12 protein-coding genes are annotated in these 12,855 nt (G+C 65.6%); 8 read left to right on the top strand and 4 right to left on the bottom strand.

The genetic code is table 11. The features are described 5' to 3' along the window. Positions 1-36: 36 nt before the first annotated feature. The 3 genes from AKL29_RS39325 to AKL29_RS39315 all read right to left on the bottom strand — a co-directional run bounded on the left by AKL29_RS39325 (position 37) and on the right by AKL29_RS39315 (position 3,372). The gene (locus AKL29_RS39325; RefSeq protein WP_028336994.1) at positions 37-1,047 is read right to left on the bottom strand and encodes an amino acid ABC transporter substrate-binding protein; all 1,011 of its coding nucleotides are present in this window, start codon (positions 1,045-1,047) and stop codon (positions 37-39) included. 88 nt (positions 1,048-1,135) lie between these two features. Further along, positions 1,136-2,491 (bottom strand): aspartate aminotransferase family protein, encoded by a 1,356-nt coding sequence (locus tag AKL29_RS39320; protein WP_050387877.1) that lies wholly within the window; start codon positions 2,489-2,491, stop codon positions 1,136-1,138. A 5-nt stretch (positions 2,492-2,496) separates the two neighbouring features. Further along, positions 2,497-3,372: a MurR/RpiR family transcriptional regulator gene (locus AKL29_RS39315; protein ID WP_050387876.1), complete on the bottom strand. Its 876-nt coding sequence runs from the start codon at positions 3,370-3,372 to the stop codon at positions 2,497-2,499. A 177-nt stretch (positions 3,373-3,549) separates the two neighbouring features. Here AKL29_RS39315 and AKL29_RS39310 point away from each other — a divergent pair, with 177 nt between their 5' ends. Both AKL29_RS39310 and AKL29_RS39305 read left to right on the top strand, forming a co-directional pair. After that, positions 3,550-4,737 carry an amino acid ABC transporter permease gene (locus tag AKL29_RS39310; RefSeq protein WP_050387875.1) on the top strand — a complete coding sequence of 396 codons (1,188 nt, stop codon included), beginning with the start codon at positions 3,550-3,552 and terminating at the stop codon, positions 4,735-4,737. Between the two features lies 1 nt (position 4,738). Beyond that, positions 4,739-5,860 (top strand): amino acid ABC transporter permease, encoded by a 1,122-nt coding sequence (locus AKL29_RS39305; RefSeq protein ID WP_050387874.1) that lies wholly within the window; start codon positions 4,739-4,741, stop codon positions 5,858-5,860. Between the two features lie 27 nt (positions 5,861-5,887). Here the strand turns inward: AKL29_RS39305 and AKL29_RS43590 are convergent, their stop codons facing one another. Next, positions 5,888-6,238 (bottom strand): hypothetical protein, encoded by a 351-nt coding sequence (locus AKL29_RS43590; RefSeq protein ID WP_167350464.1) that lies wholly within the window; start codon positions 6,236-6,238, stop codon positions 5,888-5,890. Positions 6,239-6,319: 81 nt separating this feature from the next. Here AKL29_RS43590 and AKL29_RS39300 point away from each other — a divergent pair, with 81 nt between their 5' ends. The 6 genes from AKL29_RS39300 to AKL29_RS39275 all read left to right on the top strand — a co-directional run bounded on the left by AKL29_RS39300 (position 6,320) and on the right by AKL29_RS39275 (position 12,706). Beyond that, the gene (locus AKL29_RS39300; protein WP_244482670.1) at positions 6,320-6,658 is read left to right on the top strand and encodes a hypothetical protein; all 339 of its coding nucleotides are present in this window, start codon (positions 6,320-6,322) and stop codon (positions 6,656-6,658) included. Positions 6,659-6,866: 208 nt separating this feature from the next. Continuing rightward, positions 6,867-7,661 carry a FadR/GntR family transcriptional regulator gene (locus AKL29_RS39295; RefSeq protein WP_050387872.1) on the top strand — a complete coding sequence of 265 codons (795 nt, stop codon included), beginning with the start codon at positions 6,867-6,869 and terminating at the stop codon, positions 7,659-7,661. Between the two features lie 44 nt (positions 7,662-7,705). Then, entirely contained in the window at positions 7,706-9,124 is a 1,419-nt protein-coding gene (locus AKL29_RS39290) for an amidase family protein (RefSeq protein WP_050387963.1), read from the top strand. A gap of 39 nt (positions 9,125-9,163) precedes the next feature. Next, on the top strand, positions 9,164-10,594 hold the full coding sequence (locus tag AKL29_RS39285; protein ID WP_244482669.1) for an amidase family protein: 1,431 nt from the start codon (positions 9,164-9,166) through the stop codon (positions 10,592-10,594). Positions 10,595-10,828: 234 nt separating this feature from the next. Next, a complete protein-coding gene (locus AKL29_RS39280) occupies positions 10,829-12,049 on the top strand; it encodes an ABC transporter substrate-binding protein (RefSeq protein ID WP_050387870.1) in 1,221 nt (406 codons plus the stop codon). Between the two features lie 231 nt (positions 12,050-12,280). Continuing rightward, positions 12,281-12,706, top strand: coding sequence for a GFA family protein (locus tag AKL29_RS39275; RefSeq protein WP_050387962.1), 426 nt, complete (start codon positions 12,281-12,283; stop codon positions 12,704-12,706). Positions 12,707-12,855: the final 149 nt, after the last annotated feature.

The following is a 12,855-nucleotide window of genomic DNA, read 5'->3' as shown; positions in this document are numbered from 1 at the left end:
CGACCTCTCCCCGCAGGCGGGGCGAGGTGACTTCACTTACTTGAACGGGATCGCGTACATCAACCCGCCCTTGCTCCAGGTGGCGTTGAGGCCGCGCTCGAGCTTCAAGGGGCTGGCCTTGCCGACATTGCGCTCGAAGATCTCGCCGTAATTGCCGCCGGCCTTGATCGCGCCGACCAGCCATTTGTTGTCGAGCCCGAGGCGTGAGCCGAGATCGCCCGACGCGCCGAGCAGGCGCTGGATCGCCGGGACCTGCGACTTCGCCATCTCGTCGGCATTGGCCTGGGTGACGCCGAGCTCTTCGGCCTCGATCAGGCCGTAATGCAGCCAGGTGATGATGTCGCTCCAGACCTCGTCGCCGTTGCGGGTGAACGGACCGAGCGGCTCCTTGCTGATGGTCTGCGGCAGCACGACGTAGTCGTCGGCCTTCGGGGCTGCGGTCGCGACCGCGCCCGCGAGCGCGGAAGCATCCTGGGTCATGGCGTCGCAGCGGCCGCCGAAGAAGGTCTGGTACATGGTGTCGACGCGGTCGAACACCAGCGGCTTCCAGTCGATGCCGTTGGCGCGGCCGTAGTCTCCGAGCGTCACTTCATGCGTGGTGCCCTGGGCGACGCACACGGTGGCGCCCTTGAGGTCCTTCAGCTCCTTCACGCCGAGGTCCTTCTTCACGACAAAGCCTTGGCCGTCGTAGAAATTGACCGGTCCCTGCCGCAGCCCAAGCGTGGTGCCGCGCAGAAAGGTCTGCGTCGAGTTGCGGTAGAGCACGTCGATCTCGCCCGACTGCAGCGCGGTGAAGCGGTTCTGGGCGGTCAGCGCGACGTAGCGCACCTTGGCGGGATCGCCGAGCACGCCGGCGGCAAGCGCACGGCAATAGTCGACGTCGAGACCCTTGAAGTTGCCTTGCGAGTCCGGCGCCGAGAAGCCGGCAAAGCCGGTCGAGACGCCGCACACCAGCGTGCCGCGCTGCTTGACGGTGTCGAGCGTCGCCGCGCTTGCGCCCGCGATGCCTGCGGCGAGAACGGTCAGAGTGATGATACCCCTCAGCATGTCTTCCTCCTCCTCCTAACGTTTGAGCATGATCTCTGCGCAAACGCTTCGCGTTTGTCGCGGGAAAACCGGTGCCCGTTTTTCCGGATCATGCTCCGTGACCAATATCCTTCAGCGCGCTGTCTACCGCAGCGCCTAGCCGTTCGACGATCATGTCGATGTCGCCGGACGTCGCGATATAGGGCGGGGCGAGCAGCACGTGATCGCCGCGCTGGCCGTCGGCGGTGCCGCCCGACGGATAGCAGCCGAGCCCGCCGGCGAAGGCCGCAGACTTGATCCGCTGATGCAGCTTCAGCTTGGGATCGAACGGCTGCCGCGTGGCACGGTCGGCGACCAGCTCGACACCCCAGAACAGGCCGCGGCCCCTGATGTCGCCGACATGGCGGTGATTGCCGAACCGTTCGGTGAGCCGCTGTTCGAGCTGGCGGCCGCGCTCCTTGACCTGGTCGAGCAGCTTCTCCTCAGCGATCACCTTCTGCACCTCGAGCGCGGCGGCGCAGGCGAGCGGATGCGCCAGATAAGTGTGGCCGTGCTGGAACGCGCCGGAGCCGTTGCGCACCGTGTCGACGATCGTGCCGCTGGCAAGCATCGCGCCGATCGGCTGATAGCCGCCGCCGAGCCCCTTGGCGACCGCCTGGATGTCGGGCGAGATGCCTTCCTGCTCCCAGGCATGCAGCGTGCCGGTGCGGCCCATGCCGCACATCACCTCGTCGAGGATCAACAGCGCTCCGTGGCGGTTGCAGATCTCGCGCACCGTCTTGAAGTAACCCTCCGGCGCCGGCACGCAGCCGGCGGTGGCGCCGACCACGGGCTCGGCGATGAAGGCCGCGACCGTATCGGGGCCGAGCCGTTGGAATTCGGCTTCGAGTTCGGCGGCAAGGCGCGCCACGAACGCCGCCTCCGATTCATCGTCGCGCTTCTCGTGATAGGCGAAGGCCGGCGTGACATGGCTGAACGAGGGTGACAGCAGCGGCGCGTAGGGCTCGCGGCGCCAGGCATTGCCGCCGGCCGACAGCGCGCCGAGCGTGTTGCCGTGATAGCTCTGGCGGCGCGCGATGAAGCGCGCACGCTTCGGCTCGCCGCGCTCGATGAAATATTGCCGCGCCAGCTTGATCGAGGCCTCGATCGCTTCCGACCCGCCGCTGACGAAATAGACATAGCCGAGGCCGCCGGGCTCGTGGCCGACGAGCCGCTCGGCGAGCTCTTCCGCAGGCTCGGAGGAGAAGAAGCCGGTATGGGCATAGGCGATCCTTGAAGCCTGCTTGGCGATCGCGGCCAGGATGCGCGGATGCTGATGGCCGAGGCATGACACCGCGGCGCCGCCGGAGGAGTCCAGAATCCGGTGGCCATCCTCCGCGATCAGCCAGACACCGTCGCCGCCGATCGCTTTTGGCGGGGTTTCGCGCAGGCTTCGATGCATCACGCGGCTCTTGTTGGCTGCCATGACACTCATCCTTTCTCGACAAAATATTGCGACATCTCGGCAAGCCGGCCCTCAGTCTCCTCCAGCTTGTGCTTTGCCCCGGCGCCGCCCAGCGTGAAGGCGACGGCGGCCAGCGACTGGGCGACTGCGATCGCGCCGGTGAGGCTCGGGAAGAAGCCGGGGGAGGAGGCGGCTTCGAACAGCAGCAGATGATCGGCGCCTTCGGCCATCGGCGCGCTGATGGTGTCGGCGATCGCGATCAGCGCGGCGCGCGCCTGATGCGCCGCGCGCGCCGTCTCGACGCTGACCAGGGTGTAGGGCGCAAAGCCGATCACGACCACGGCGTCGCCTGAGCGGAAGGCGCCGTGGTCGAGATCGAACGGGCCGGAGCCGCCGACCAATTGCACGGCGTCGGGGCGGAACAGGCGGAGCTGATAGGTCAGCAGTTCCGCGACGCTGCGGCAACTGCGAAACCCCGATATCCAGATCCTGTCCGCGGAGTGCAGCGCACGCGCGGCTTCCGCGATCGCGCTCGCTGAAATCCGCGCAAGGCCCGCGGCCTCGGCTTCCAGTTTGTCGTGCACCAGTTTGACATCGGCATTCGGCCCGGCGCGGCGGCTCCTGGCGCGGCCGGAGAACGGCGAACCCTGCGCCGGCCGGCGCGCCTCGGTGAGCGCGGCGCGCAATTCGTCCCAGCCGGAATAGCCGAGCGCCTTGGCAAGACGGGTGAATGAGGCAGGATCGGCGCCGGCGACGGACGCGAGCTCGCGCATCGAGCGGGTGGTGGCGTCGTAATCATTGGCGGCGACGAACCGGCCGACCTCCTGCAAGCGCATCGGCAGCGACGGCAGTGCGCTGCACAATTCGTTGAGGGGCGATGGTTTCGGCTGAGCCTGGGCCATGAAACATATGTTGCATGAATCTTAATTTGGTGCAACATATGAAGTGCGCAGGATTTGAGGTTGACGCGTCTTCCTCACGCGAACCGGTATCCATCCCGGTTCAAGTCCGGGACAGGCTTCGCTCGAAAACGCTCTTGCGCATGGCAGAAGATCGCTTCTCACTGGGGTCCTTGTGCTGTGACGACATCGACGCCGAAACGCCCTCCCGCCCGGCCCTGGCGGCTTTCGCTCAGCGATCCCCGCGTCGCGGGCCTGTTCTGGCAGATCCTGGTGGTCGCCATCGCGGTCGCCGTCGTCGCCTGGCTGTGGTCCAACGCGGTTCATAATCTCTCGGTGCGGCGCATCTCGACCGGCTTTGCCTTCCTCGGCCGTGAAGCCGGCATGCCGATCGCCGACAGCTGGATCGACTACACGCCGAAGAACACTTACCTGCGCGCCTTCATCGTCGGCGTCGTCAACACGCTGCGCGTCGCGGTCATCGGCATCGTGCTGGCGACCGTGATCGGCACGCTGGTCGGCATCGCGCGGCTGTCGTCGAACTGGCTGCTGGCGCGGCTCGCCGCCGTCTATGTCGAGGTGCTGCGCGACCTGCCGCTGCTGCTGCAACTCTTGTTCTGGTACGTGCTGATGCAGGGCCTGCCGGCGGCGCGCCAGGCGTGGAAGCCGGTCGACGGGGTCTATCTGTCCAACCGCGGCCTGGTGCTGCCGTCGGTGCCGCTGCATGAGGCCAATGACTGGACGCTCGTTGCGCTGGCCGCCGGCGTGATCGTCTTCCTCATCGTCAGGCGCCGCCTGATCGCGCAGCAGATGCTCGATGGCAAGGCGCGGCCGGCCTGGCCCTACGCGCTCGGCCTCATCATCGCGCTGCCTGCGCTGGTGTCGTGGCTTCTGGGTGCGAGCTGGAGCGTCATGCTGCCCGAGCTGCGCGGCTTCAACTTCGTCGGCGGGCTGACGCTCGCGCCGGAATATTTCGCGCTGCTGATCGCGCTCGTCACCTATACTTCGGCGTTCATCGCCGAGATCGTGCGCAGCGGCATCCAGGCGGTGCCGCGCGGTCAGTCGGACGCCGCCAAGGCGCTCGGGCTGAAGCGCAGCTTCGTGTTGCAGCACATCGTGCTGCCGCAGGCGCTGCGCGTCATCATCCCGCCGATGACCAGCCAGTATCTGAACCTGACCAAGAATTCCTCGCTCGCGGTCGCGGTCGGCTACCAGGACATCGTCTCGATCGCCAACACCACGCTGAACCAGACCGGGCAGGCGATCGAGTCGATCGCGCTGATCATGATGGTGTTCCTCACCATCAGCCTCGGCATCAGCCTGTTCATGAACTGGTACAATGCGCGGATCGCGCTGGTGGAGCGCTGAAATGAGCTCGGTCGCACACCTTCCGCAGGATCCGCTGCCGATCGGCCGGCGCCGCGCGCAGCGCACGCTCGGCGGCCAGATCGTGGCCTGGCTGCGTGCGAACCTGTTCGCGTCCGTGACGTCGAGCATCATGACGCTGCTGCTTCTGTTCGTGCTCGGCAAGGCGTGCATCGCGCTCTGGCAGTGGGGCATCGCCAACGCGGTCTGGATCGTCTCAGGCAACGACACTAGCGCCTGCCGCGCGCTGCGCGGCGTCGGCGCCTGCTGGGCGGTGATCCCCGAGAAGTACCGCTTCATCCTGTTCGGCACCTATCCGTTCAGCGAGCAGTGGCGGCCGGCGCTCGCGGTTCTGATCTTCATTGCGCTGTTCGTGGTCTCGAGCCGCCGCAGCTTCTGGCGCAAGGAACTGTTCCTGCTATGGGTCGTGGCCCTGATCGCGATCGGATGCCTGATGTGGGGCGGCTTTCTCGGCATGTCCTTTGTCACGCAGGATCGCTGGGGCGGGCTGCCGGTGACGCTGATCCTGGCGACTTTCGGATTGGCGTTCGGCTTCCCGCTCGGAATTTTGGTCGCGCTCGGCCGCCGCTCCAAGCTGCCGGCGATCCGCTCGCTCTGCGTGCTCTATGTCGAGCTGATCCGCGGCGTGCCGCTGATCAGCCTGTTGTTCATGGCGAGCGTCATGTTTCCGCTGTTCATGCCCGACGGCGTCAACATCGACAAATTGCTGCGCGCCCAGATCGCCTTCATCCTTTATGCCGGCGCTTACCTTGCGGAAGTCGTGCGCGGCGGCCTGCAGGCGGTGCCGCGCGGACAATATGAGGCCGCCGATGCGCTCGGACTGTCCTACTGGGAGAAAAACGCACTGATCGTGTTGCCGCAGGCGATCCGCCATGTGATCCCGCCGCTGGTCAACACCTTCATCGCCTTCTTCAAGGACACCAGCCTGGTCCTGATCATCGGCATCTTCGACCTGCTAACGACCGCGAAGACCGCGATCGTCGATCCGGCCTGGCAGGCCTTCAGCGTCGAGGTCTATGTGTTCGTCGGCGTGATCTACTTCGTGTTCTGCTTTGCGATGTCGCGCTACAGCCGCGGCCTCGAGGCGCAGCGCGCGCACGGCTGAGCGATCCGGATTCTCCGTCGCTTGCCCTCACATGCCGGTGCCGGCCTGGCCCGTCCCGGCCTTAACGATGCGGCAACCAAGACGTCGCCGATGGTTGGCGCAAAAGCGCGGCTGGCACAGATTGCACTGGGCGATGTTCCGCCCCTCATTTATCTTGAGCGCCGTGGATTCGCGAGCGCGCGCGATGACGGAAATCATTGTTCGCGTGAGCATCGTTCGAGGTGCCGTTGATTTGTTGATTTGGTGCGTGCCTGACAGGGCTTCACTTTTGATTTTTGCCGTACGCCAATGGCCGAAGACAACCCCGTCTATCCGGAGAGCACCCGAAGCCAGGTCGACGATGCCCTGCAAGGGTTTTCGACCGATGAGCTTCGCCAACTCCTGGCAGAGATCGAGCAACTCCTGAGTGTTGAAGCTGTGCCTCGCCGACCGAGACTGCGACTGGCCGGAGGCACATACGTGAGCGAGTATACCGCGCGCGCAAACATCGACCACTATCTGGATCTTCTGAAGCGCCCGGACGTTCCGACCAACACGAGATCGATGCTCAACAAGCGGCTGCTCGAGGAAGAAGACAAGCTCGGCCGGCGACGCGAGCAACTGGAGTTTGCCGAAAGCAGGGCCGCAGCGTGCCGGGATCGTGCAGATCGTCAACGGCGTTTGACGGATTCGTTCGCACCGGATTCGGCTGACCGGGAGCAGGCCGAAAGGCTGCTGGTCAATTTCGAGGCGCTTGCACAGCTGGTCGAAGGATTTTGTCGCCAGATGCGCCACACGCTGAACCATAGCCCGCTTTAAGCGTGACGCCGCCTCGGTTCCGCGCGGTCCCTTTGTCGTCGTCATCTTCCCGCGCCCTGTCGGGCTTTGACCGCGTAGGCGCTTCGCCCCGGTCGGTGCCAGGCGACGGGGATACTCCGGTCATGGCGGGCCGGCATCACGAGGTCCGGAGACGTGTGTGGCCCCAGTGGGCTTGCAAAGTGATTGCGATCCTATTTATGATCATAAAATGGATAAATCGGTCCTCCCGTCGCTCGACCCCTCGCGCCGCGCCTCGATCAAGCGCAAGCGCTCCGACGCGGTCGCCGACCTGATCCGTAGCCACATCTTCCAGGCCGGCTTGCAGCCGAATGACCGGCTGCCGCAGGAGGGGGAGCTGATCGAGATGTTCGGCTGCAGCCGCTCGACCATCCGCGAGGCGCTCAAGTCATTGGAAGTACAGGGGCTGGTGCAGAACACCACCGGTCCCGGCGGCGGCGCGCGGGTGGCGCCGGTATCGATCAACCGGATCGTCGGCCTGCTCAGCAACTACTTCTATTTCCAGTCGGTCTCTACCGCGCAAATCTACCAGATCCGCCGGCTGATCGAGCCGGAACTCGCCTTCAGCGTGATCGGCCACCTCACGGCCGAGCATTTCGCCGCACTGGAAAAGGCGATCGCGGTCCAGGAGCATCATCCCGACGGCGACGCCGATTGGGAACATCATCGCCACGCCGAGATCGATTTCCACGACATCCTGATCGAGGCCTGTCCCAACCCGCTGCTCGGCCTGATGTGCCGGTTCGTCAACGAGGCCATCAGGCATCTGATCGGCAAGCTCGGCGTGCAGGAATTCGCATCCAGCTTCACTTGCGAGAATATCGAGTTTCACAAGCGTCTGATGGCCGCGTTCCGCTCCGGCAATGCCGCGCGCGCCCGGCGCGTGATGCTCGATCATGTGCTGAGCGCCGAAGCGGTGGTCGTTCCCGCGGAAGACCGGCGCATCGATCTGCCCGTCTTTCATCAGCCGTTGCGGCTCGATTGAACCGCATCGGCCGACTGCTGCATCACGCCCTGGAGAAAACGACAATGGACACGCGGCGCGAGAATGAGTTGTGGAGCTGGTCGGCCGTCGATCTGGCGCGTGCGATCGCGACGCGCGCGATTTCCAGCCGGGAAGCGGTGCAATCCAGTCTCGATCGCATCGCCGAGGTCAATCCAGCTTTGAACGCCATCGTCGCGGTCCTCGCCGACGAGGCGCTGGCCGCCGCGGACGCGGCGGATGCCGCGGTGAAGTCAAGCGCGGAGCTCGGCGCGCTGCATGGCGTGCCGGTCACGGTCAAGGTCAATGTCGACCAGCGCGGCCAAGCCACCACCAACGGCGTCGTCGCCTTCCGCGACGTGATCGCCACCGAGGACAGCCCGGTGGTCGCGAATCTTCGCAAGGCGGGCGCGGTCATCGTCGGGCGCACCAACACGCCGGCCTTCTCGCACCGCTGGTTCACCAACAACGACCTGCACGGCGCGACCTACAATCCGTGGAGCCGTCGGCTGACGCCGGGCGGCTCCAGCGGTGGCGCCGCATCGGCGGTCGCTTCCGGAATGGGCGCGATCGCGCATGGCAATGATTTCGGCGGCTCGATCCGCTATCCCGCTTACGCCTGTGGCGTCGCCGGCCTGCGTCCGACGCCGGGGCGGATCCCGGCGTTCAATCCGTCGGCAACCAGCGATCGTCCGATCACCGCGCAGATGATGTCGGTGCAGGGGCCGCTGGCCTGCTCGGTCGCCGATCTCGGGCTCGGCCTCGCCGCGATGGCGCAGGCGGACGCGCGCGACGGCACCTGGCTGCCGGTGCCGCTGCAAGGTCCAGAGCTCAAGCATCCGATCGGCGTTGCGATCGCGCCGGTGCCGTTCGGCGACGAGGCGCCGGAGGTGAGCGCGGCGGTACGCGCCGCCGGGCGCTGGCTCGCGGAGGCCGGCTTTGCCGTGGAGGAGACCGTGCCGCCGCGGCTCGCGGAGGCCGCCGATCTCTGGCATCGCCTCGTCATCAACGAGGAGCGGCGCGTGCTGGCGCCGATGATCCGCAAGTTCGGCGACGATCGGAGCCGCTACAATCTCGAGTGCCATATCGCCTACGCGCCCGAGCTCGACGGCGATCAGGTGCTCGCCTGCTTCGAGCAGCGGCTGGCGATCGTGCGGGCCTGGCAGCTGTTCCAGGAGCGCTATCCCGTCATCATCCTGCCGGTCTCGGCGCAACTGCCGTTCCGTTTCGATCAGGATCAGGAAGATGCGACGGTGGTCCGCGCGCTGCTCGACGCGCAGCGGCCGCTGCTTGCGGTGCCCGCGCTCGGCTTTCCGTCGGTCGTGGTGCCGACCGGGACCGCCGGCGGCGTGCCGGTCGGCGTGCAGGTGATCGCCGGCCGCTTCCGGGAAGACGTCTGTCTCGCGGTGGCCGAGCTGATCGAGGCGCGCGCATCAAAGCTGACGCCGATCGACCCGCGAGACTAAACCAACAACAAAGCACTGAGCATCAAGGGAGAATATCACGTGACGAATGCACCGATCTGGCAATGGTCCGCCGTCGACACGGCCAAGGCGATCCGAGAGAACGAAGTGACCTCGGAGCAGGTGGTTCGCGCGCATCTCGACCGCATGAAGGAGGCCAACCCGGCGCTCAACGCCGTCGTGGTCGATCTCGGCGCCTCAGCGATGCAGGCCGCCAAGGCCGCGGACGAGGCGCTGGCCGCGAGCAAGCGCGGAGGCGGCGCCGTCGGGCCGCTGCACGGCGTGCCGGTCACGATCAAGATCAACATCGACGTCGAGGGGCAGGCCAATTCGAATGGCGTGGTGGCATTCAAGGACAACATCGCGCCGGGCGACTCGCCGGTGACGGCCAATCTCAAGAAGGCCGGCGCCGTCATCATCGGCCTCACCAACACGCCGGAGTTCTCGCTGCGCGGCTTCACCGACAACCCGCTGCACGGCCTGACGCGCAATCCCTGGAATGCCGACGTGACCTGCGGCGGATCCTCGGGCGGCGCCGGCGCGTCGATCGCCGCCGGCATTGGCACCATCGCGCATGGCAACGACATCGGCGGCTCGCTGCGCTGGCCGGCGCATTGCAACGGCATCGCCACCATCAAGCCGACCCAGGGCCGCATTCCGGCATTCAATCCGAGCGCGACCGCGGAGCGGCCGCTGATGGCGCAGTTCATGTCGTCGCAAGGGCCGCTGGCGCGCTACGTCGCCGACGTGCGCCTCGGCCTCGAGGTGATGGCGCAGCGCGACCCGCGCGATCCCTGGTACGTGCCGGCGCCGCTGACGGGGCCGAAGCCGGCTGGGCCGATCAAGGTCGCGCTCGCCAAGATCCCGGAGGACATGACGACCGATCGCGGCGTGATTGCGCTCCAGCGCAGGGCGGCGGATCATCTCGCCGATGCCGGCTATGCGGTCAGCGAGGTGGAGGTCCCCGACCTCAACAAGGTCTGGCAGCTCTGGTGCGACCTGATCATGACCGAGACCCGCGTGTTGCAGCAGGACCAGATGCTGGCGACCACCAGCGCCGACTTCCAGAAGACATTCCGCGGCTTCATGGCGCTGGCCAACCCGCTCGACCAGGCCGGCTACATGAAGGCGATCGCCGAGCGCTCGCGCCATATCCGGAACTGGATGACGTTCCTCGAACAGTATCCGCTGGTGCTGATGCCGACCACCGTGCGCAAGACGCCGGAGGTCAACGCTGATCTCGGCGGCGATCAGCGCGTCAAGGATTTGTTCTGGAACGACCTGCGCTTCATTTCGTCGATGAACGTGCTGGGGCTGCCGGCGGCCGTTGTGCCGGTCGGCCTTGATGAGGGATTGCCGGTCGGTGTCCAGATCGTCGGCTCGCGCTATCGCGAGGACATGTGTCTCGACGCCGCCGAGGCGATCGAACGCAAGGCCGGCATTCTGGCACGGCAATTGTGGCAGCGGCGCTGAGCGATCTCGGCACCACAACGCATTTATCCATTCGTATCATTCAACGCGCGCCGCGGCAAAGTCTCGTCGCGGCGTTCGCATGATCGGAAACGCGCGAATGTCGACGAACCGGCTGTGTTCCTTCTCCCGGAATTTCTGAACGGAATCGCAGAGCGCCATGCCGGCGATGGGGTTGTCGGCGATCCCTGATTGCTTCAGGAGATCGTCCGAAACGTCGAAACCCCTGGGAACGAAATGTCCGTCACGAAACGCTCGCATGTCCTGGTCGCAATTGCCGCCGCGTGTCTCTCTTTTGCGGCCGGCGCTGCCCGAGCGGAGGATGGCGTGCTGCGGGTCGGCATCATCACCGACATGAGCGGGCAATATTCCGACGGCAATGGCCCGGGATCGGTGATCGCGGCGCAGATGGCGGCGGAGGAAATCGGCGGCACGGTCGCCGGACGCAAGATCGAGATCATTTCGGCGGATCACCAGAACAAGCCTGATGTGGCGACCGGCATCGTGCGCAACTGGATCGACAACAAGGGTGTCGACGTGATCGCCGAAGGCGTCAATTCCGCGGTGGCGCTCGCGATCCAGACCGTGACGCGCGAACGCAAGAAGCTTTTCCTGATCTCGGGCTCCGGTTCATCCGACCTCACCGGCAAGCAATGCTCGCCGACCAGCGTGCAGTGGACTTACGACACCTACGCGTCCTCGAACGCGACGGCGAAGGCCGTGGTTGCGCGCGGCGGTACGCCCTGGTTCTTCCTGACGGCGGATTATGCGTTCGGCCAGGCGCTGGAGCGCGATGCCAGCAAGGCCGTGACATCGGCCGGCGGCAAGGTGCTGGGCGCGGTTCGCCATCCCTTCGACACCGCCGATTTCTCTTCGTTCCTGCTGCAGGCCCAATCCTCCGGCGCCAAGATCCTGGCGCTTGCCAATGCCGGTTCCGACTTCCGCAACGCGGTCTCTCAGGCCGACGAGTTCAATATCCGCGCCAGCATGCAACTCGTCGCGCTGCAGGTGACGCTCACCGATGTGCCCGCGCTTGGCCTCGCGCATGCGCACGATCTGCTGTTCACCGATTCCTTCTACTGGGATCGCACGCCGGAGACGCGCGCCTTCGCCCAGGAGTTCTTCAAGCGGCACGGCGCGATGCCGACCGCCTATCAGGCCGGCGTCAACTCGGCGCTCAGGCACTACTTCAAGGCGGTCGCCGCCACCAACTCGGTCGATTCGGAGGCCGTGATCGCGCAGATGCGCAAGACCCCGGTCAATGATTTCTTTGCCCAGAACGGCCTCGTGCGCGAGGACGGCCGGATGGTGCATGACATGTATCTGATGCGCATCAAGAAGCCGGAAGAGTCCAAGAGCAAATGGGACCTCTACGAGTATCTCGCGACGGTGCCGGGCGACCAGGCCTTCCGTCCGCTCGATGAAGGCGGCTGCCCTTACGTCGCCAAATCGCATTAGTCTCAAGAGTTTGCATCGAGCCTTCGCGTGAGTTTTTCTGGCATCATGCGCGAGTTTTGATCGATTGTCCGGTGCCGATCCTGAAGATACGTTCGTATTGAGACCAGTCTCAGTCGACAGATCATGATCGTCGCGCAGGTCGCTGCACGGTTCCGCGCGAGCTGCGGGCTTGTCGCTGAGAACGTTTCTCGTCCGCCCGGCAGGACCGGGCGCAGAAGGAGACGCAGCAACATGACGGGCGACACGGGTGTTCGGGCTGGCCAGTGCCATTGCGGCGCGGTGCGTTTCGAGGTGACGCTCAGCGACGGCTTCAATTCGATCCGCCGCTGCACCTGCTCTTACTGCCGGATGCGGGGCGCCGTCGTTGCCATGGCGGAGATGGGCGGGATCAAGATCCTGCACGGAGAGGATGCGTTAACAAGCTACCGCTTCCATACCGGATCGGTGCGGCACTTCTTCTGTTCGCGCTGCGGGATCTACACCCATCATCAACGGCGATCGAACCAGAACCTGTATGCCGTCAACGTGGCCTGCCTGCACGGCGTGAGCCCGTTCGATTTTCCCGAGGTGCCTGTGATGGACGGGGTCAATCATACGAACGACACCGGCAAGCCGACGCGCCGGGCAGGCACACTCCGGTTCATTCCAGCCGACTGACGATCGCTGTCGACCGATGGCCGCCCGGTCCACGCGTTGTGTGGCAATTGAATCGGGACCTATCTTCATCGTCGTCCCGGCGAAGGCCGGGACCCATAACCACCGCTGCAAATTTCTGTACAGCGGTGGAACGACGAGTCCCCCACATG

The organism is Bradyrhizobium pachyrhizi (assembly GCF_001189245.1).
GTDB lineage: Bacteria > Pseudomonadota > Alphaproteobacteria > Rhizobiales > Xanthobacteraceae > Bradyrhizobium > Bradyrhizobium pachyrhizi.
The sequence above is the reverse complement of the archived record's forward strand: the minus strand, read 5'-3'. Positions and strand labels throughout refer to the sequence as shown.